The 20,846-nt window shown below is 43.5% G+C and carries 21 protein-coding genes; 11 read left to right on the top strand and 10 right to left on the bottom strand.

From position 1 onward, the window contains the following. The 5 genes from FLP08_RS05995 to clpX all read left to right on the top strand — a co-directional run bounded on the left by FLP08_RS05995 (nt 1) and on the right by clpX (nt 5,454). On the top strand, nt 1-1,551 hold the full coding sequence (locus FLP08_RS05995; RefSeq protein WP_156275019.1) for an SGNH/GDSL hydrolase family protein: 1,551 nt from the start codon (nt 1-3) through the stop codon (nt 1,549-1,551). An 88-nt stretch (nt 1,552-1,639) separates the two neighbouring features. Next, the gene (locus tag FLP08_RS05990; RefSeq protein WP_156275018.1) at nt 1,640-1,981 is read left to right on the top strand and encodes a phage holin family protein; all 342 of its coding nucleotides are present in this window, start codon (nt 1,640-1,642) and stop codon (nt 1,979-1,981) included. A gap of 85 nt (nt 1,982-2,066) precedes the next feature. Next, entirely contained in the window at nt 2,067-3,389 is a 1,323-nt protein-coding gene (gene tig / locus FLP08_RS05985; protein WP_156275016.1) for a trigger factor, read from the top strand. A gap of 111 nt (nt 3,390-3,500) precedes the next feature. Beyond that, complete coding sequence (locus tag FLP08_RS05980; protein WP_156275014.1) at nt 3,501-4,178, top strand: ClpP family protease; 678 nt, start codon at nt 3,501-3,503, stop codon at nt 4,176-4,178. Nucleotides 4,179-4,221: 43 nt separating this feature from the next. Beyond that, a complete protein-coding gene (gene clpX / locus FLP08_RS05975; RefSeq protein ID WP_156275012.1) occupies nt 4,222-5,454 on the top strand; it encodes an ATP-dependent Clp protease ATP-binding subunit ClpX in 1,233 nt (410 codons plus the stop codon). 183 nt (nt 5,455-5,637) lie between these two features. Here clpX and FLP08_RS05970 read toward each other — a convergent pair whose 3' ends face one another. The 6 genes from FLP08_RS05970 to FLP08_RS05945 form a co-directional block, all read right to left on the bottom strand. Further along, entirely contained in the window at nt 5,638-6,096 is a 459-nt protein-coding gene (locus FLP08_RS05970) for a pentapeptide repeat-containing protein (RefSeq protein WP_156275010.1), read from the bottom strand. 32 nt (nt 6,097-6,128) lie between these two features. Next, a complete protein-coding gene (locus FLP08_RS05965) occupies nt 6,129-6,800 on the bottom strand; it encodes a TPM domain-containing protein (RefSeq protein WP_238388452.1) in 672 nt (223 codons plus the stop codon). A gap of 115 nt (nt 6,801-6,915) precedes the next feature. Continuing rightward, nucleotides 6,916-7,359, bottom strand: coding sequence for a TPM domain-containing protein (locus tag FLP08_RS05960; protein WP_156275006.1), 444 nt, complete (start codon nt 7,357-7,359; stop codon nt 6,916-6,918). A gap of 4 nt (nt 7,360-7,363) precedes the next feature. Continuing rightward, nucleotides 7,364-7,960 carry a LemA family protein gene (locus tag FLP08_RS05955; protein ID WP_156275004.1) on the bottom strand — a complete coding sequence of 199 codons (597 nt, stop codon included), beginning with the start codon at nt 7,958-7,960 and terminating at the stop codon, nt 7,364-7,366. A gap of 1 nt (nt 7,961) precedes the next feature. After that, on the bottom strand, nt 7,962-8,291 hold the full coding sequence (locus tag FLP08_RS05950) for a MerR family transcriptional regulator (RefSeq protein WP_156275002.1): 330 nt from the start codon (nt 8,289-8,291) through the stop codon (nt 7,962-7,964). Next, nucleotides 8,291-9,268, bottom strand: coding sequence for a M23 family metallopeptidase (locus FLP08_RS05945; protein WP_156275000.1), 978 nt, complete (start codon nt 9,266-9,268; stop codon nt 8,291-8,293). Before FLP08_RS05945 ends, FLP08_RS05950 begins: the two co-directional genes overlap by 1 nt. Nucleotides 9,269-9,399: 131 nt before the next feature. On the opposite strand from FLP08_RS05945, the gene alaS reads away from it, so the two are divergent. The 3 genes from alaS to FLP08_RS05930 all read left to right on the top strand — a co-directional run bounded on the left by alaS (nt 9,400) and on the right by FLP08_RS05930 (nt 13,939). Next, on the top strand, nt 9,400-12,015 hold the full coding sequence (alaS, locus tag FLP08_RS05940) for an alanine--tRNA ligase (protein ID WP_156274998.1): 2,616 nt from the start codon (nt 9,400-9,402) through the stop codon (nt 12,013-12,015). A 45-nt stretch (nt 12,016-12,060) separates the two neighbouring features. Continuing rightward, on the top strand, nt 12,061-13,011 hold the full coding sequence (locus tag FLP08_RS05935) for a GSCFA domain-containing protein (RefSeq protein WP_156274996.1): 951 nt from the start codon (nt 12,061-12,063) through the stop codon (nt 13,009-13,011). Between the two features lie 313 nt (nt 13,012-13,324). After that, nucleotides 13,325-13,939, top strand: coding sequence for a DUF4230 domain-containing protein (locus FLP08_RS05930; RefSeq protein ID WP_156274994.1), 615 nt, complete (start codon nt 13,325-13,327; stop codon nt 13,937-13,939). Here FLP08_RS05930 and FLP08_RS05925 read toward each other — a convergent pair. The 4 genes from FLP08_RS05925 to FLP08_RS16330 all read right to left on the bottom strand — a co-directional run bounded on the left by FLP08_RS05925 (nt 13,936) and on the right by FLP08_RS16330 (nt 18,548). Next, entirely contained in the window at nt 13,936-15,693 is a 1,758-nt protein-coding gene (locus FLP08_RS05925; protein ID WP_156274992.1) for an aromatic amino acid hydroxylase, read from the bottom strand. The genes FLP08_RS05930 and FLP08_RS05925 overlap by 4 nt on opposite strands. A 118-nt stretch (nt 15,694-15,811) precedes the next feature. Beyond that, nucleotides 15,812-16,354: a DUF4136 domain-containing protein gene (locus FLP08_RS05920; protein ID WP_156274990.1), complete on the bottom strand. Its 543-nt coding sequence runs from the start codon at nt 16,352-16,354 to the stop codon at nt 15,812-15,814. A gap of 28 nt (nt 16,355-16,382) precedes the next feature. Continuing rightward, nucleotides 16,383-18,371, bottom strand: coding sequence for a urocanate hydratase (gene hutU / locus FLP08_RS05915; protein WP_156274988.1), 1,989 nt, complete (start codon nt 18,369-18,371; stop codon nt 16,383-16,385). 3 nt (nt 18,372-18,374) lie between these two features. Next, nucleotides 18,375-18,548 (bottom strand): C1orf53 family protein, encoded by a 174-nt coding sequence (locus tag FLP08_RS16330; RefSeq protein WP_162430948.1) that lies wholly within the window; start codon nt 18,546-18,548, stop codon nt 18,375-18,377. 32 nt (nt 18,549-18,580) lie between these two features. On the opposite strand from FLP08_RS16330, the gene FLP08_RS05910 reads away from it, so the two are divergent. The 3 genes from FLP08_RS05910 (at nt 18,581) to FLP08_RS05900 (ending at nt 20,796) form a co-directional block, all read left to right on the top strand. Then, the gene (locus FLP08_RS05910; RefSeq protein ID WP_156274986.1) at nt 18,581-18,907 is read left to right on the top strand and encodes a hypothetical protein; all 327 of its coding nucleotides are present in this window, start codon (nt 18,581-18,583) and stop codon (nt 18,905-18,907) included. Between the two features lie 145 nt (nt 18,908-19,052). Continuing rightward, nucleotides 19,053-19,982, top strand: a complete 930-nt coding sequence (locus tag FLP08_RS05905) for a 1-aminocyclopropane-1-carboxylate deaminase/D-cysteine desulfhydrase (RefSeq protein ID WP_156274985.1) — start codon at nt 19,053-19,055, stop codon at nt 19,980-19,982. A 1-nt stretch (nt 19,983) separates the two neighbouring features. Then, nucleotides 19,984-20,796 (top strand): glucosaminidase domain-containing protein, encoded by an 813-nt coding sequence (locus FLP08_RS05900; RefSeq protein ID WP_156274983.1) that lies wholly within the window; start codon nt 19,984-19,986, stop codon nt 20,794-20,796. Nucleotides 20,797-20,846: the final 50 nt, after the last annotated feature.

Genomic DNA, 20,846 nt, shown 5'->3' with positions numbered 1-20,846 from the left:
ATGAAGAATTATTTTAAATATATAGCGGTATTGGCTTTAGGGATCGTTTCCTGTGAGCCTGAACTAGAAAACTCGATCGAAGATGGCGGGCAGTATTCAAACGGGTCTGCCGACTTCTCTAACTACGTTGCTTTAGGTAACTCTTTAACTGCTGGTTTTGCAGATGGAGCCCTTTACATTAGTGGTCAGCAGAATTCCTATCCTAACATCCTGGCAAGTAAATTTGCCCTGGTACAGGATACAGATGAATTTACTCAGCCTCTAATGAACGACAATATTGGTGGATTGCTTCTTGGTGGAACGCAGATCCAGCAGCCAAGATTCGTGCTTGGAGGAGAATCTCTTGAAACCGCACGTCCGGCAAGATATAACGGAACTCCAACTACCGAGGTTGGTGCTAAACTTAGCGGGTCTTTTAACAATATGGGAGTTCCTGGTGCAAAATCTTACCACCTACTAGCTCCTGGATACGGAAATATTGCAGGAGTGGCTACAGGTATGGCTAATCCTTATTTCGCGAGATTTGCCAGTGCAGATAATGCAACTGTGCTTGGGGATGCTTTAGCTCAGCAGCCAACATTTTTCACTCTTTGGATAGGAAACAATGATGTTCTTAGTTTTGCGACTTCTGGAGGAGCTGGTGTTTACCAGGAAAATATTACCGATTTTACCCAGTACGGTCCTAACGATATTACCGATGCAAATGCTTTTGCTTTCGTATATAACTCTTTGGTAAGTCAGTTAGCTGGTGAAGATGGTCTTGGTGCTGAAGGTGTTTTGATCAATATCCCAAATGTGACCGATATTCCTTTCTTTAAGGTTGTGCCTGTGAATCCTATTCCACTGGATGCTAACACGGCCGCTGCTCTTAATGCTCAGTTCGGAGCCTATAATACCCAGATATTGCCAGGTTTGGCTCAGATGGGTGTGATCACCGAAGCTGAAGCCAATAGCAGAAAGATCACTTTTGCTGAAGGTCCTCAGAACTTTGTGACTATCAGGGATGAAAATCTTACCGATATTTCAGGCATTCTTCAGGGAGAGCCATTTAACCTTGATCCTCAAACGGCAGGTCTTTTAGGTCAATTAAGACAGGCGACCAATGCAGATCTTATTCCATTAACCTCTTCTTCGTTTATAGGATCTCAGGTTGGGGATAACCCAATGTTGATCAACGGGGTTTCTGTTCCACTGGGAGATGAGCATGTATTAACTGCTAAAGAGCAGGAGTTAGTTGCTCAGGTTACTGCTCAGTATAACGGAGCTATTGCTACGATCGCCCAGAACTATTCTCTTGGTTTGGTTGATGCTAACCAGTTGTTAAGCCAGATCGCCGGGGATGGTGGTCTTACTTACCAGGGAGTTCAGATCTCTTCAAGATTTGTATCTGGAGGAGCATTCTCACTGGATGGAGTCCATTTAACTCCTAGAGGTTATGCTGTAATCGCTAACGAGATCGTGAAAGAGATCAACGAAACTTACGAGGCCAATGTGCCGGCAGTAGACGTTGGAACTTACAGTACTATTACTTTGAACAATAACGTTCAGTAATATTAAATTTCATATAAAATTTGAAAAGGCCGGGATTTTCCCGGCCTTTTTTTTGCAACTTTACTAAATAATCAACCAATAAATAATTATGAATTTTATACTAAGATTATTGCTTACGGCCCTGGCCGTGGTGATATTGGCTAAGGTTTTACCCGGAGTGGAGGTAGATAGTTACTGGACGGCGATCATAGTCGCGCTGGTGCTGGCTCTGCTTAATTTTATAGTAAAACCAATTCTGGTGCTGCTAACCTTGCCGGTGACCATTCTTACCCTAGGATTATTCTTACTCGTTATTAATGCTATTATCATTTTTATGGCCGATGGTTTCGTGGGAGGCTTCGAGGTTGATGGCTGGTTTATTGCTATAATTTTTAGCCTTTTACTCTCGCTGGTGCAATCTTTGCTCTTCTCAATTCTGAAAACAGATTAGATTTAACTGAATTTCAACAAATTGAAACTTTGCAGACTTTCAGAAAAAACGTAATTTTGCACTCCAATTTTTATAACAGATCAAAATGAATATTACCAGAGAGAATATTGATGAATTAAACGCGGTAGTTAAAGTTGATATCGCTAAAGAAGATTATGCCGGTAAAGTAGATAAGATTTTAAAGGATTACCGTAAGAATGCCAATATTCCCGGTTTTAGAAAAGGTCATGTACCTATGGGGATGGTTAAGAAGCAATACGGGCAGGCTGTATTGGTAGATGAGGTGAACAAATTGCTTCAGGAAAGCCTTAACAAATATCTTACTGAAGAAAAACTGGACGTTCTTGGAAATCCACTTCCGAAGGAACAGGAAAATTTTGACTGGGAAAGCGATAACTACAGTTTTGAATTCGAATTAGGACTGGCTCCAGAATTTGAGGTAGATCTTGACCTTAAGAAGCCGGTTACTAAATACAATATCGTTGCCGATGAGAAAATGGTGAACGATCAAATCGAGAGCATCCAAAAGCAGTACGGGAAGCTTAAGACCAAAGATGTAGTTGAAGAAGGAGATACTGTTGCCGGTACTTTCAAAAACGAAGATGAAGGAATCGAGAAAGAGACTACCATCGAACTGGAGAATATTAAAGGAAAGCGTAACCTCAACAAATTCGTAGGAGCTAAGGTTGGAGATACGATAACTTTAAAGACCAAAGGTCTTTTTGAAGATGATCACGCTTTGATCAATCATTTAGGGATAGAGCACGACAAGGCTCATGATCTTGATATCGAAGTAGCATTCACTATTTCTGAGATCAACGAAAGAGAGCTTGCAGATCTTGACCAGGAATTGTTCGATAAGCTATTCGGAAAGGACCAGGTAAAGTCGGTAACCGAGCTTAAGGAGAAGATTAAGGAAGACGCAGCCAAGCAATTTGAGCAGCAGAGCGACCAGCAATTGATGAACGATATTACTGAAGCTCTTATCGAAGCTACCAATTTCGAACTTCCTAAGGAATTTCTTCAAAAGTGGATCCAGACCGTTGGTGAAAAACCATTGACCGAGGAAGAAGCTGCTGAAGAATACGAAAAGAGCGAAAAAGGACTGCGTTATCAGCTAATCGAAGGTAAAGTGGTTAACGATAATAACCTTAACGTAGATTTTAATGATCTAAAGGCCTTCACTACAGAGAAGATCAAGCAGCAAATGGCGCAGTTCGGGCAGATGGATCCATCTGAAAAAGAACTTGACGATATCGCCGCCAGGATCCTTTCTAACCAGGATGAAGTAAAGAGACTTTCTGAGCAGTTGATGAACGAAAAACTTCTTAAATTCTATAAAGAGAATATGAAGTTCGATGAAAAGGAAGTGACTTACGAAGAATTTGTGAAAGCGATATATAAGTAAGCCTTTTTTACGATATATTACCTATCTTTAAGGCGTTAACTCATTCGAGTAACGCCTTTTTTGGTTTTGACCGGAATTTTAATTAAGATTAGAAAACAACGAAAAAAATTGATGGATTACGGAAAAGAATTTCAAAAGTATGCTGTTTCAGATCATAACATAAACAGCAACTATTATAATAAGATTATCAGTAGCATGATGCCGGTAGGCATGACCCCAAATATCATTGAAGAGCGCCAGATGAATGCTGTGGCCATGGATGTATTTTCCAGGCTAATGATGGACAGGATCATCTTCCTGGGAACAGGGATCAATGAGCAGGTGGCGAATATCGTCCAGGCTCAATTGCTGTTTTTAGAAAGCACAGATGCCTCTAAGGATATCCAGATCTATATCAACTCTCCTGGAGGAAGTGTATATGCAGGATTGGGGATCTATGATACCATGCAGTTCATAAAGCCAGATGTGGCAACTATTTGTACCGGGATGGCGGCTTCTATGGGAGCAGTGCTATTGTGTGCAGGACAGGCCGGGAAAAGAAGTGGTCTTCCGCATTGTAGAGTGATGATCCACCAGCCAATGGGTGGTGCCCAGGGCCAGGCCAGTGATATCGAAATCACCGCGAGGGAGATCATTACCCTGAAAGAAGAATTATACAAGATCATTGCTAAGCATACAGGCCAGACTTACGAGAAGGTACATGAGGACAGTGACCGTGATTACTGGATGAAGGCTGAAAAGGCCAAGGAATATGGCATGATCGATGAGGTATTAAAAAGAGAAGATTAAATTGTAATTACCTAACCTATAGTAATTACCGAAAATTTAAAGAATGGCGAAAGAAGATTTAGAATGTTCCTTTTGTGGCAGGAAAAAGCCTGAAACCAATTTGCTTATTGCCGGTTTAGATGCTCATATCTGTGACCGTTGCATTGAGCAGGCACATGGGATCGTAGTGGAGGAATCGAAGCAGGGAGAAGCCAGGGAGCTTTCTTCAGATCTAATGCTTAGCAAACCAAAATCGATCAAATCCTTTTTAGATGAATATATTATCGGGCAGGAGGAGACGAAGAAGGTAATGTCTGTGGCTGTATATAATCACTATAAGAGATTGTTGCAGCCAGAAAGCGATGATGATGTAGAGATACAGAAAAGTAATATCGTAATGGTAGGGGAGACCGGAACCGGAAAAACCCTTATGGCCAGAACGATCGCGAAAATGCTCAATGTGCCGCTGGCTATCGTTGATGCAACTGTGTTGACCGAAGCTGGTTATGTTGGTGAAGATGTGGAAGGTATACTGACCAGATTGCTTCAGGCAGCCGATTATAATACTGAAAAGGCGCAGAGAGGGATCGTTTTTATTGATGAGATAGATAAGATCGCTCGTAAGAGCGATAATCCTTCGATTACCCGGGATGTATCTGGAGAGGGAGTTCAGCAGGCACTTTTGAAACTGTTGGAAGGAACCACTGTCAACGTACCGCCAAAAGGTGGTCGTAAGCACCCAGATCAGAAATTCATCGAGGTGAATACCGAAAATATCCTGTTCATTGCCGGTGGTGCTTTTGATGGTATCGAAAGAATCATCAGTAAGCGATTGAACATGCAGGCGGTTGGCTTTAGCGCTTCTAAAAGCGAGGATTCCATCGAGCGAACCAATCTTTTAAAGTATATCATCCCGAAAGACCTTAAGGAATTCGGATTGATTCCGGAAATCATTGGACGTTTGCCTGCGCTTACGTTTATGAACCCTCTGGACAGGAAAACCCTGAGGGCGATCCTTACCGAGCCTAAGAATGCGATTATCAAGCAATACAAGAAGCTGTTCGAAATGGATGATATCCAATTCGATATTACCGACGAGGCTCTTGATTATATCGTAGATAAAGCAGTCGAATATAAACTTGGGGCACGTGGTTTGCGTTCCCTTTGTGAAGCTATACTTACCGATGCGATGTTCGAATTGCCAGAAAGCGAAGAAGGTGAGTTTACCGTGACCCGCGAGTATGCAGATGATAAACTGAACAAGTCTACCATGAGTAAATTAAAGGCTGTTTCTTAAACAGGCTCTATATATACACTATAAAAAACGCCATCGATACGATGGCGTTTTTTGTTTTTGTAGGAAGGTTTTAATCTATTTTCAGCCGGTATTTATTAAGCAGTCCGGTTATTTCCGGAAGCGAAAAATGGGCTTCTGTAATAGTGTTGATTTCGGGGTCTATCAGATAGTTTACAGCCTCCTTTAAATGGGCTTTTCCAGGTTGGTGTTTTCAAAAATAGCATCCTTAAAATCACAGCCAGTAAGATTTGATGTATTTAGATCACAGCCGCTAAGGTCTGTATTTCTCAATTTGCAGTTCACCAATCTTGTTTTAGCCAGGTTCACATTGTAAAAAACGGAGTGATCAAAAACGGATTCCTCGGCAGATATCGAGAAGGCAAAGCTTTCGCAATGGTCAAAATTCAACCCTATTAATTTACTCCTGCTAAAATTACAGTTCTGCAAGGCTGTTTTGGAAAGTCCGCAGTTGCTCAGGTCGCATTCTTCAAATTCACATTCAATGAATTTAGAGTCGCTCAGGTTCGCTCCGGAAAAGTTGCAATTCAGGAAAACGCAGTTCTCATAATCTGCGGTTTTAAAATTTCCCTCGCTAAAATTTATGTTATTGAATTCCTCGTCAGTGAAAAACTGATCGTTCATGGTTGTACTATTTAAAATGGAGAAATTTCGGTCTACCAGCTTCCGCCGGCACCACCACCGCCGAAGCCTCCGCCGCCGAAGCCTCCTCCAAAGCCTCCGCCGCCACCGAAACCGCCGCCCGAACTTCCGCCGTCTCCAAAGCTGCCTCGTCCAAGTGAGCTCAGGATAATGGCATCCCAAAGAACACTTCTTCCGGTTCTTCGTCCACCGTTTCGCCCGCCGCCTCTTTTATTGAACATAGAGATAAGGATCATCACGAAAATAAAGAAGATAACGATCGCCCTAAGTGGGATTCCTTCTCCGTTAGCCTGTTTCCTGCCCGGAGCACCCTTAAAAGTACCGTTGAGAACCTGGAATATGGCTGTGGTGCCTTTGTTCAGGCCTGCGTAGATATCCCCGTTCCTAAACTCTGGAAGAATGATCAGTTCTATGATCTCCTTGGTTTTGGCGTCGGTAAGATATTCCTCCAGTCCATACCCGGTAGTGATCCAGATCTTTCGTTCCTTCTGAGCCACAAGTACCAGTAAGCCGTTGTCCTTATCGCTTTGGCCTATTCCCCATTCGTGGGCCCAGTGCGCGGCATAGGTGCCTTCGTATTCGCCCTCCAGAGAAGGAATGGTGACCACTACGATCTGGGTAGAGGTAGTGTCGGCATAATTGATAAGTTTTCGCTCCAGCCTGTTCTCATCTGGAGCCGCCAGCATATCTGCTTCGTCGTATACACTTGTTTGTTCTGATGGTTTTGGTGGGATATCACGTTGTGCAAATACGGTGAATCCCGTTAGTAGTATCAGTAAAAGTATAAATCGTTTGATATGCTTAGGCTTTAGAGATTTGATCTGATAATTCGTTGGTATTGTTCTCGTCCCAGGGGAAATGTTTTTGAAGCTGTTCTCCCGCTTTCAGTATTCCTTCTACAAGTCCGGTCTTAAAATCACCTTTCTTGAAGTGCTTTACTATAAGGTCCTTAGTGCTTTCCCAGAAATCGTCAGCAACCACATCATTAATTCCCTTGTCTCCATAGATCACGAAATTATGGTCCTCTACGGCCACATAGATAAGGACACCATTGGCATCCTTGGTGTTATCCATTTTCAGGGCGTGGAAGACTTCCATGGCCCGGTCGAAAATATCATGCTCGCCGGTACTTGGTTCCAGGTGCACACGAATCTCACCGCTGGTGGTCCTTTCTGCCTGCCTGATGGCTTCAACTACTTCCTCTTCTTCACGTTTGCTTAGAAAAGCTTCGGTATGCTTGTTCATAATCTTAAAAGTCGAATTCTACTTCTGGTGCGTTTTCTGCGCCTGCATCTGCCTGGAACCTCTCCATTCTTTCAAAACCGAAAAGACCGGCGAACAGGTTGTTCGGGAATACCCTGATGTAAGTATTGTAATCTGTTACCGCTTCGTTGTATCGGTCGCGGGCTACATTGATCCTGTTTTCGGTGCCTTCCAGCTGAGATTGCAACTGAAGAAAGTTCTGGTTGGCTTTCAGGTCGGGATACCTTTCTACGGTCACCAATAATCTGGATAAGGCAGAGGTTACTCCCTGCTGGGCTTCCTGGAACTGCTGTATCTGGGCTGCGCTCAGGTTGTCTGCATCTACGTTCACAGAGGTAGCCTTTGCCCGGGCCTCTATGACCTCTTTAAGAGTACCACGCTCAAAATCGGCGGCTCCTTCAACGGTCTTTACCAGGTTGCCGATAAGGTCGTTTCTTCGCTGGTAAGAACTTTCAACATTAGACCAGGCCAGCTTGGCATTTTCTTCCTTGGCTACGGCCGTGTTGTTGAATCCTGCAGTAAATCTCCAGATCACTACCAGGCCTATTACGATTATTATTAATGGGATGAGCCACTTTTTCATGTTACAAATTATTTTTAAGGTTGATTAATTCTGCCTTTACACTTTCGAGTTTTCTGATGATCTCAAAATTGCTCAGGGTTTTGTTCTTTTCTTCTTTCAGATGAGTTTTTGCACCTTCCAGGGTAAAGCCTCGCTCCTTTACCAGGTGAAAGATCAGCTCCAGGTTCTTGATGTCTTCAGGAGTGAACTTTCGATTGCCCTTGGCGTTTTTCTTCGGTTTTATCACATCAAATTCCTTCTCCCAGAACCTGATGAGCGAGGTGTTCACTTTAAAGGCTTCGGCGACTTCGCCAATACCATAGTAGCGTTTTTCAGGAAGGTCTATGTGCATTAATCAAGCGATTGATTTTCACGTTGGGCTTTTTCAAGTATTTCTCCAAACTCTTCCGGAGAAAGGTTTCCGTAGTAGAAGTTAATAGGATTGATCCTTTTTTCATCCTTGAAGATCTCGTAATGCAGATGCGGAGCTTCACTTCTTCCGGTACTGCCTACAAAACCTATCACGTCTCCTCTTTTTACCCGCTGCCCCCTGCGAACATTATATTTGTAAAGATGGGCATAAAGGCTGGTATAGCCATATCCATGGTCTATCCTGATATGGTTCCCGTAGCCGGTAGAGCGACTGTCTGCTCGCACCACTTTTCCATCTCCGGTGGCATAAACCGGGGTTCCTCTGGGGGCGGTAAAATCCATCCCGTAATGGAACTTTCGCACCTTGGTAAAGGGGTCGGTTCTCCAGCCATAACCCGAGGCTATCCTGCTCAGATCTTCGTTGTTCACCGGCTGAATGGCTGGAATGGCTGAAAGCAATTCTCCTTTTTCCTTGGCCAGTTTCGCGACCTCGTCCAGGGATTTAGATTGTACCACCAGGCGTTTGGTTAGCACATCCATTCTTTTGGTGGTTTCCTTGATAAGCTTACTATTGTCGAAACCTTCCAGGTCCTTGTACCTGTTGATCCCCCCAAAACCGGCGGTTCGCTGTTCTTCGGGGATAGGGTTCGCCTCAAAGTAAAGCCTGTATATGTTGTTGTCCCGGTCCTCGATATTGGCCATCACCTCCTGGATCTGGTCCATTTTCCTGTTCAGTAAGCCATATTGGAGCTTCATATTCTGAAGTTCCCTCTTAAGGGCTTTTTCCTTGGGAGTTTCAATTTGCGGAATATTAAGGTAAATAATAAGCAGGATAAAACCGGCCAGAAATGAACCGGTGATACTGAGCAGAATAATGCCCAGGCGCCTTCCTTTTTTATGCTCGATTTTCTGGTAAGAAAGGGTCTCGCTATCGTAATAATATTTAACCTTCGACATGAGTTAAATTTATGCTATTTTTGCGTCTCGAAACGGCTTGTTTACCGCGCAGTTTGATACGGTAAACGAACAAATATATGAATTGTTTTGCCGTCTTCATAATTTAATGAATTTTGCAAGAAAATAACTGAATGAAGTCACAGGATATCCGCAAACAGTTTCTAGAGTTTTTTAAATCCAAGTCACATAGCATTGTGCCATCGGCTCCCATGGTCATAAAAGATGATCCAACGCTGATGTTCACCAATGCCGGGATGAACCAGTTCAAGGAATTTTTCCTTGGTAATTCGGTGCCTAAAAGCAACCGGGTGACCGATACCCAGAAATGTCTTCGCGTAAGCGGAAAGCATAACGACCTGGAAGAAGTAGGGCACGATACCTATCACCATACCATGTTCGAAATGCTGGGTAACTGGAGTTTTGGGGACTATTTTAAAGAGGAAGCGATCAACTGGGCCTGGGAACTACTTACCGAAGTTTACGGGATAAATCCTGAGAACCTGTATGTATCGGTTTTTGAAGGAAGCGAGGATAACGATAAGCTGGGGCTTGATACGGAAGCTTTGGAGCTATGGAAGAAGATAGTTCCTGAAGAAAGGATCATTTACGGTAATAAAAAGGATAATTTCTGGGAAATGGGAGACCAGGGGCCATGCGGTCCCTGTTCAGAGATCCATATAGATATAAGATCTGAAGAGGAGAAAGCGAAAGTGCCTGGACGTGAGCTGGTGAATATGGACCACCCGCAGGTAGTGGAGATCTGGAACCTGGTTTTTATGCAGTATAACCGTAAGGCGAATGGAGAGCTTGAAGAACTTCCAGCTAAACATATAGATACCGGGATGGGCTTTGAGCGTCTTTGTATGGTGCTTCAGGATAAGAAATCCAACTACGATACAGATGTCTTCACTCCTTTATTGAATGAGATCGAAAAGATCACCGGAATAAAGTACGGGAAGTCTGAAGAAACAAATATTGCCATGCGAGTGATCGCAGACCATGTTCGTGCCGTGGCATTTTCTATAGCAGATGGCCAGTTGCCGAGCAATACCGGAGCGGGATATGTAATAAGAAGAATATTAAGGAGGGCCATCAGGTATGGTTTCACCTTCCTGAATACTAAAGAGGCTTTTATCTACAAACTTGTTCCTGTTCTTACCGAACAGATGGGCGCATCTTTTCCTGAGCTTAAGTCCCAGAAAAGCCTGATGGAGAACGTGATTCGAGAAGAAGAGATTTCTTTCCTGAGGACTTTAGACCAGGGGCTTATATTACTTGAGAACCTGATGAAGGAAGCAAAGGATAAAACCATTTCAGGAGAAAAGGCCTTTGAGCTTTATGATACCTTTGGTTTCCCTATAGATCTTACTGCATTGATCCTGAGAGAAAATGGTTTCTCCCTTGACGAGAAAGGTTTCGAAGCAGAACTCAAAAAACAAAAGGACAGGTCTCGTGCCGCTACCCAGGTAAGCGCAGGAGATTGGGTAGAGCTCAACCCGGTGGAAGAAGCAGCTTTTATTGGTTACGATCAGCTGGAGGCAGATGTGAAAATCGCCAGATATCGCAAGGTTGAATCCAAAAAGAAAGGAGAGATGTACCAGGTCGTACTTGATAGAACTCCTTTCTATCCAGAAGGCGGAGGTCAGGTTGGTGACAAGGGAATCATTATGTCTTCTGAAGGTGAGACCGTGGAAGTGGTCGATACCAAAAAAGAGAATAACCTGATCGTTCATTTTACTAAAAAACTGCCGAAGAATACCGAAGCTGATTTTAAGGCGATTGTAAATAAGACCGACAGGTATAACACGGCGTCTAACCATACCGCGACCCATTTGTTGCACCAGGCACTAAGAAGCATTCTGGGAAAACATGTGGAGCAAAAAGGCTCGATGGTACAAAGCGGCTACCTGAGATTCGATTTTTCTCATTTCAGTAAAGTCACTTCTGAAGAGCTGGAGAAGGTTGAGGATTTTGTGAATGCACGTATTCGCGAGCAGATACAGCTGGACGAAAAAAGAAATATAAGTTACCAGGAAGCCTTGGATCAGGGGGCTATTGCCCTGTTCGGGGAAAAATATGGAGATTCGGTAAGAGCGATCAGGTTTGGGGAATCCATGGAACTATGTGGAGGAACCCACGTGCAAAATACTTCAGATATCTGGTATTTTAAGATCACTGGTGAATCTGCGGTAGCTTCAGGAATAAGAAGGATCGAGGCGATTACGGGAGAAGCAGCCATGAAATATTTTGAAAAACAGACGGATATCCTTGAAGAGATCAAAAGTGGATTGAAGAATGCGAACGACCCGGTAAAAGCCATCAATAACCTGCAGGAAGAGAATGCGAGCCTGAAAAAGCAGGTTGAGAGTCTTCTAAGGGATAAAGCCAAGAACCTGAAATCTGAGATCAAACAGGAGGTAAAAAGCCTTAACGGGGTGAACTTCCTCGCTAAAAAAGTAGATCTGGACGCTGGAGGTATTAAAGATCTGGCCTTCCAGTTAGGTGAAGAGATGGAAGATCTTTTTCTTTTATTTGGTACCGAGCAGAACGGAAAGGCGCTGCTTTCCTGCTATATTTCTAAGGAACTGGTCAGGGAAAAGGATCTTAATGCCGGTACCATTGTAAGAGAGCTGGGTAAATACATCCAGGGTGGCGGCGGTGGCCAGCCATTCTTCGCGACTGCCGGGGGTAAAAACCCGGACGGATTGAATGAAGCCCTTCAAAAAGCAGAAAGCTTTATAAAATAGTTTAAAAAATCCCGGTTTCTGGCCGGGATTTTTTAATTTAAGGCTATGGATTTCAGAACCAAAGTTCCCATCGAAGACGGCAGCCCGAAAATTGAACACGCTTCGGGAGTATTCCTTATAGGCTCCTGTTTTGTCGAAAATATTGGCAGAAAACTGGATTGGTTCAAATTCCGAAACCTTCAGAACCCTACCGGAATTATATTTCATCCCTCGCCAATGCGGCAGTTCTTTCAAAGGATCTCCAATAAGGAATATTTTCAGGAGAAAGATGTGCTGGAATTCAACGAAGGCTGGCAGTCGCTGGAGGCTCATTCAGGTATGCGCCGCGAAACCAAAGAACAATGTCTGGATGCTTTGAACCAGGCTTTAGATAAAAGCCGGGAATTCATTGCCGGTGCTTCGCACGTGATCATTAGCCTGGGGACGGCCTGGGGATATGTTTATAATGGCTCTGATAAGGTAGCGGCGAATTGCCATAAGATCCCGCAGAAGAACTTCTCCAAGGAACTATCTTCAGTAGCAGAGATCGTGAACGACCTGGAGGTAATAGGTCATTCGGTTTCTCAACTCAATAAAAAGGCAAAAATCATTTTCACGGTTTCGCCAGTGAGGCATTTAAAGGATGGTTTTATAGAAAATCAGCATAGCAAGGCGCAGTTGATCTCTGCCCTGCAGCAGTTTTTAAGTGAAAATCCTTCCTCTTCTTACTTTCCTTCCTACGAAATTATGATGGATGAGCTTAGGGACTATAGATTTTATGCTGAAGATATGCTTCATCCAAATGAAATTGCCATAAATTATATCTGGGAATTATTTTCAGGAAGCTGGTTGTCAGACAGATCGATCTCTATGAATGCTGAAATCGATAAAATCCAGAAGGCTCTTTCGCACTCTCCGCGCGCAGAAAATTCTGATACACATAGGAAATTTCTTACAAAATTAAAAGGGAAAATCGAGGAAATTCAAAAAAAATACCCTGAAATAACCTTTTCTTAGACCTTATCATTATTAGTATTCCTAAATTTTTAATGTAATGGAAACCAAATATTTATAGTTTATATTAAAATATTCGTATTTTTACAATGCAGGCTTGATTTAAGTATGTATGGATCTGAAGAATTTTTCTTCTAAAACCAGTCACTTAATGAGAGTTTGTTTTCTAAAATTTGTTGGGGTAGATTTTAGAACATATTAAGGGACGGGTGGGGCCGTCCCTTAATTTTTGTAAGGATATTTTAACTATGATTGGCATCTTGTTTAATATCTCTCTTCGCAATTTTTCCTACTTTCCATTTTCTAATAAGATCATATGAAAAATATTCTGCTGGCAATTCTAATGCTTTCGGTGGTGATCCTTGGGTTCATGTACTGGGAACAGGAGAATGATGAGAAGGAAAGACTTCAGGAAAATACAGCTTTAATACAGGAGCAAATAAGGAACGTAGGGAAACTCGTAGTAACCGAGGGTACATTTTCCCAGGTCTATACCTATAAGAATTCCAAAAGCTTCTATTTTGATGTTCTTTCGGCTCGAAAAAAGGCTCTTATCGTGGTGAATGCCGAAGTAAGCGTGGCCTATGACCTGAGCAAGCTGGACGTGGAGATTGATGAAGAAAAAAAAAGGGTTATCATAAAGAATATTCCGGAAGAAGAGATCAGCATCAATCCCAATATCAAGTATTACGATGTTTCCCAGGATTATCTTAACCAGTTCGAGGCAGAAGACTATAACAAGATAAAGTCGAGAATAGAGCAGGGGCTACGGAAAAAGATCGAAAGCTCTACTTTGAAAACAAATGCGAAGAACAGACTGGTAAGCGAACTCCAGAAGATCTATATACTTACAAGTACAATGGGCTGGACCCTGGAATACCAGAACCAGCCCATCAATAGTTCAGAAAGCCTGGAAAACCTTAAACTTTAAGGAGTCACCATCTTCGTTTCGGTCATTTCTATTCCGTCATCTATCAGGTGCGAAACTTCTGGCCTTTGCTTTTTAATTTCCTCAAGCCATGCTTTTACTTCTGAAGCAAGTTTTGGATCGTTCTCTACTGCGAGCTCGTAGATCTCAACAGATAGCAGCCAGTCTTTTGGATGGTGCTTTCTAACGATATCGAAAGCGGCATTCAGTGAGAATTTGGTATTCTCACCGTTCCTGATATTCCTCACCGACTCATACAGTGATTCCAGTTCCTCCCGCTCCAGGGTTTTCTTGCTTTTTATAGTGGTAGTAGATGGGGTATGGGTAATAAGATCGAAAGATTCATGATCTGCCGGTCCTGCAAAGGCAGAGATGATCTCTTTACCAACGGCCATATCATAGCGGCCCCATTCTGGTTTGAACAGCACTTCATCATTATAAGTAACCGTACAATCGCTGAAGCTGATGAGGATCACCTTACCCTGAAGGTTTCTCGTTCCGGTAATGATCTCACCTTCTACTTTAACTCCTCCTTCAAATTCCAGGCTAACCTTTTCGCCTTCATAAATATCATAAGCCCTCAGGTCCCTGGGACTCATGTCTTCAATGGCCAGGTTGATACCTTTCAGACTGCCTATTGGCGAGCCAAAACCCTCGGGATGGGTAGAAACTCCGTGTCCTACCAGTTCTTTCTCACGGTTGCTTAGGGCGGTTTCCCCCTTTGTTTGTATATAGACAGGCTTGCCTTCATGTTCTATCACCCGGGAGAAATTTCCTGAAACCTGTATCCCGGTACTAAATTCCACGGTACCAAGATTCCTTGAGTCTATTAGTTTTTGTATGCCTTCCAGGCCTCCACGGCGCAGGGCCATCTTATTGGCGAATTCCTCCAGGACCAGGCTCAAATGAGCAAAATCTGGAGTTACAAAAAGTTGGGGTTGAGGCTTGGTGATATCGAACTCTTTTTTGGCGGCTTCAATGGTATAAGGATATTTTTTAACCGCATCTGTCATGCAAGATTTACTTTCTCCAATAGAAGAAAGAAGGCCTGCGCCATAGATCTTGGGTTCTTCGAGGCTGCCTATAAGTCCGTATTCTACAGTCCACCAGTGTAGATTCCTTATCTGGGCCATTTCACTTGGCTTGACCTCGGCATTCTGAAGCTCATCTACCCGCTTTTCTACTTCTTTGATCTTTTCCTGGGGAGTATCTTCAGCCTCCTTAAGAATGGAAAGTTCCCGAATCGCTTCGTATACCTCGTAATCGTGAGAACTAGAAATGGCCTTACAGCCGATTTCACCAAAACGGCGGAGGTATTCGGCATATTCCGGATTCGCGATTATAGGGGCATGTCCCGCACCTTCGTGGATAATATCCGGGGCAGGGGTATATTCAATATGTTCCAGCTGCCTGATGTCACTGGCTATTACCAGTACGTTATAGGCCTGGAATTCCATAAATGCCGCCGGCGGGATAAAACCGTCTACGGCCACAGCAGCCCACCCTATTTCCTCAAGGATTCGGTTCATGCCATACATATTCGGAATGCTGTCTATTGAAATTCCGGTTTTCTTCAAGCCTTCCAGGTAGGATTCGTGAGCAACCTTGCTCAGGTAATCCACATTCTTCCTCATTACATACCGCCATACAGCCTGGTTAATAGGGGTGTATTCGTCGTAATTCTGAGGCTTGATATATTGCTGCAGATGGGCCGGAAGCCTTTCCAGTATTTCGTTGGATTGTATATTATCTAACATGATGAGGTTTAACTAAAACGTTTGCGTTAAAAGTACAAAATTTGATAGAGAAAGGGAAAGCTTCTGCTTAACGACCTGGCATAAAAAAGCCCCTTTAGAAGGGGCTTAAATTTTTTACTTATTTCTCCATGCCTGGAGGATATTTTTCCATGATCTTGGCCACGATCTCGTTGATGCGTTCCTGCTTTTTATTTACTTCACTGGCCAGGGCGGCTGTGCCCATTCCCTGCCAAACGAGTTCCTTGTCTGCAGAATCTATAAGGTCTATGTATAAAGTACCTTCACTGGTGCTGCTAACGGTATTGAATCCGGTACCCCAGTACCATGGGTTCCATCCCCAGCCGTAACCCCAGTAAGGGAAAGCATTATTGTAGATATTTATGTTCTCATTTGTTTTGGTAAAAATACTTACCAGCAGGTCGGGATCTTCAGACTTGGTGAATCCCTTTTTCTGCATTTCAGCTTCGATAGCTCGCAAGATCCTTTTCTTGTCCAGGTCTGAAATTTCTGCTTTGTCTATGCCGGGTTTAAAGAAGGCATAGGTGCCGTAGCTGCTAAAATCGGCCTCCCGGTCGTAATCTGAAGCGACCCTTACACTGCTACAGGAAGTCAAAACTACTGCGAATAGCAGTAAAACGGGGGTAATTTTTAGAAATTTCATAGGTTAGATTTTAAATTTATATAAATTTTTAATCCAAAAGACTCGGGTCTACGAGATTAGGAATGGTCACTTTCAGCTGCGGATTCATGTCCATGGCACGTTTAGCAGCGAAGATCGCTTCCTCATTCCTGGCCCAGGATCTACGGGCAATTCCGTTGTTAACATCCCAGAATAACATAGATTTTAAACGGTCTTCTGATGCTTTATCACCTTCAAGAATCATGCCGAAGCCACCGTTAATCACCTCTCCCCAGCCTACTCCGCCACCGTTATGTATGCTCACCCAGGTAGCTCCGCGGAAACTATCTCCAATCACATTTTGTATAGCCATATCTGCCGTAAACCGGGAACCATCGTAGATATTGGAAGTTTCACGGTAGGGTGAATCGGTTCCGGAAACATCGTGGTGATCACGACCCAGAACTACCGGCCCTATCTCTCCGCGACCAATCGCATCGTTAAATTCCTTGGCAATGGCTATCCTTCCTTCGGCATCGGCATAAAGTATCCTTGCTTTGGAGCCCACAACAAGTTTATTTTCCCGGGCTCCCTTTATCCACTGAATATTATCCTGCATTTGTTGCTGGATTTCAGCAGGGGAATTTTTTCTTAATTCATTAAGGACCTGGGTAGCGATCTCATCGGTCTTCTGAAGGTCTTCCTCCTTGCCAGAGGCACATACCCATCTGAAGGGACCAAAGCCATAATCGAAGCACATGGGCCCCATGATATCCTGTACATAACTAGGGTATTTGAAGCCTTTCCCGTTTTCACTCATAATATCTGCTCCGGCCCGGGAGGCTTCCAGTAGGAAGGCATTTCCGTAATCGAAGAAGTAAGTACCTCTTTCGGTATGTATATTAATGGCAGCGGCCTGACGCCTTAAGCTTTCCTGTACCTTTTCCCTGAATTCGTCGGGATTTGAAGCCATCATTTCATTAGCCTCTTCAAAACTCAGCGCTACCGGGTAATAACCACCGGCCCATGGGTTATGCAGCGAGGTCTGGTCACTTCCCAGGTCTATATAAATATCCTGTTCAGCAAAATATTCCCAGACTTCCACGACATTGCCCTGGTATGCGATAGAAACCACTTCCTTATTGGTTTTGGCTTGCTTCACCCTTTCTGCCAGTTCTTCGATATTTTCAATTACTTCATCTACCCAACCCTGTTTATGCCTGGTTTGGGTAGCCTTTGGGTTCACCTCGGCACAAACCGTGATACAGCCTGCTATATTCCCTGCCTTAGGTTGTGCCCCACTCATTCCGCCAAGCCCGGAGGTTACGAATAATTTCCCGGCCAGGTCTTCCCCGGCCTTGCTGATCTTTCTACCGGCATTCAGAACGGTGATAGTAGTTCCGTGTACAATTCCCTGCGGACCAATATACATATAGCTGCCCGCGGTCATCTGCCCGTACTGGGTCACTCCAAGGGCATTGAATTTCTCCCAGTCATCGGGTTTGGAATAGTTAGGGATCATCATCCCGTTGGTCACTACCACTCTAGGAGCATTGGGATGTGATGGGAAAAGTCCCATAGGGTGGCCAGAGTACATTACCAGGGTCTGGTTATCGTCCATATTGGCGAGGTACTGCATGGTAAGCAGATACTGGGCCCAGTTCTGAAATACGGCTCCGTTCCCGCCATAGGTGATAAGTTCTTCAGGATGCTGTGCAACTTCAGGGTCCAGGTTGTTCTGAATCATGAGCATGATACCTTTTGCCTGGACGCTTTTTCCAGGATATTCCTCGATAGGGCGGGCATAGAAATCGTAGTCTGGCTTGAACCTGTACATATAGATACGGCCATATTTTTCCAGCTCTTCTCTAAATTCTGGAATCAGGGTCTTATGGTGCTTTTTATCAAAATACCTCAGGGCATTCTCTAAGGCAAGTTTCTTTTCCTCTGCATCCAGGATCTCCTTTCGCCTGGGAGCATGGTTCAAAGATTCGTCGTAAGCTTTCGCAGGTGGAAGTTCATCCGGGATTCCTTGAAGTATCAAATCCTTAAAATTCATTCTCTATCGTTCTTGGGAGTTCGTTTTTTTGTTATAACCGTAGGGGCAGTGCCTGCAGCCGCTTTCGCAGCAATAACCTCTTTTCAGGTGATATTGTTCAGTAAAACAGCGGTAACCTTCAGGAGTCAGGTAATAATCCCCATCTTCTAACGGAATTCTTTTTTTCTGAAAATTCATGGGGCTAAAATACAATTTCTTATCTTGAAAACATGATTTTGATCGTCAACAAATGGCTGTTATATGGCAGGTTCAAGGGTATAAGTCTCTGGCCTTTCGTGGTGCTGGAAAATGAACAGCTCAAGCAGGATAAGTTCTTTCTGAATCATGAAAAGATACATTTAAGACAACAGCTGGAATTGCTCATCGTTTTTTTCTACCTCTGGTACCTTATCGAGTTTTTCGTACGTTATCTGGACTGCCGCGACGGAATGCTGGCCTACCGGAATATCAGTTTTGAAAGAGAAGCCTATCGCCGGGAGAACGATCTTAGTTATTTGAAGAGACGGTCTTTCTGGGCTTTCCGAAAGTTTCTTTAGGAAAATATTTCTAATATTTCAGTCATCCTGCCCGAAGCTTAAGGATCTAATATGATGATCTTCCCATTTTTGAGAAGCTGAAGCCAGTTCAGCTTGACGATAATTTCATTACTTATTCTAATTGATATCGATTAGTTTTGCAATCATGCAGCATCTTTTTGATTCGAATATTTCCACTAACCTTCCCAACGAGTTCATCAAAGAATTCCCTGGTGGAATCGAACTTTGGATAAAAAGGGAAGACCTGCTGCACCCGGAAGTATCCGGCAATAAATTTCGGAAGTTAAAGTACAATCTGCTCCGTGCCAGCGAGGAAGGGAAATCAAAGATCCTCACTTTTGGAGGGGCACATTCTAATCATATTGCGGCCACTGCAGCAGCCGGTAAGATCCTTGACCTGGGAATGACCGGGATCATAAGGGGTGAGGAACTAGAAGGCGCAGAAGATAAGTGGAGCCCTACTTTAAAGTATGCCCGTGATTGCGGAATGAAATTTGAATTCCTTAGCCGGGAAGATTACAGGGAGAAAGATACGGCAGCTTTCATGGAGCGTCTAAACCTGAAGTATCCCGATACCTACATTATCCCAGAGGGTGGGACCAACCAGTTGGCCATTCAAGGCTGCGAGGAGATCCTGAGCAGGGAGGATAAGAAATTTGATTTTATCTGTGCTTCGGTAGGCACAGGAGGTACCCTCGCCGGTTTGATCAATTCTTCACAGGTAAACCAAAAGGTTCTTGGCTTTAGCGCCTTAAAGGCAGATTACCTGCGGAATGAAATTTCAAAAATGGTGAAGAGTTCTAATTGGGAGTTGCTTGTGGACCATCATTTTGGAGGTTACGCGAAAGTGAATGCCGCGCTTATCAATTTTATGAACGATTTTAGCAAAAAACATAAAATCATTCTGGATCCCGTTTATACTGGAAAATTAGTTTTTGGTATTTTTGAACTCGTAAAACAGGGATTTTATCCCGCGAATTCTAAAATTCTGGCAATTCATACCGGTGGCTTGCAGGGAATAAATGGAATGAACCGGAATTTAAAGAAAAAGGACCTGCCCCAAATTGTAAATTAATATGAAAATCGTTCGTCTTTGTAGCCTTCTTTTAGTCATTGTTTTCGCTGCCTCTTGTGGTAGTAAGAAAAAGGTAGTGACCAGGAAAAAAGAGGATTCTTCGGTGTATAACAGGGGTGAGGAGAACCGTGAAACTCCGGCAGAGGTTGTAGACGACGTGAAGGAAGAGATGCCCCGCAATTCTTACCATTACCGGATAGAAGATTATATTAGGGATTATGCTCCCATCGCCCAGGAGGAGATGAGGTTGTATAAGATTCCTGCCAGTATCACCCTGGCACAGGGTATCCTAGAATCGGGAGCTGGCAATGGTGACCTCACCAGGAGGGCGAATAACCACTTTGGGATTAAGTGTCATGACTGGGAAGGAGAACGGGTTTATCATGATGATGATAGGCGGGGAGAGTGCTTCCGGAAATACAAGCATGCAAAATATTCCTATCGTGATCACTCGCTGTTCCTTAGCGGAAGAGGAAGATATGCAGAGCTTTTTGAATTAGATGCAGATGATTATAAAGGCTGGGCGAAAGGTCTGAGAAAAGCAGGTTACGCTACAGATCGTAGGTATCCAGATAAACTAATAGACCTGATTGAAAGGTACGAGTTGTATAAATACGATTCAGAGATCAGCGGGAAGGCGGCACCGGTTTATACTGCCAGACCGGACAATAGTTCAGAAACCCACCTGGTGCAAAAGGGCGATACCCTTTATTCTATTTCAAAAAAGTATAATACTTCGGTGGAAGAAATTAAAAGAATGAATGGGTTAAATGGTAATACTATTTCCATAGGCCAGATTTTAAGTGTAAAATGATCATGTTCTGAATTTATTTCAGAATCCGGAAATATTAAGATCCTGAAACC

It is taken from the genome of Christiangramia aestuarii (genome assembly GCF_009735585.1).
Taxonomy (GTDB): Bacteria; Bacteroidota; Bacteroidia; order Flavobacteriales; family Flavobacteriaceae; genus Christiangramia; species Christiangramia aestuarii.
The sequence above is the reverse complement of the archived record's forward strand: the minus strand, read 5'-3'. Positions and strand labels throughout refer to the sequence as shown.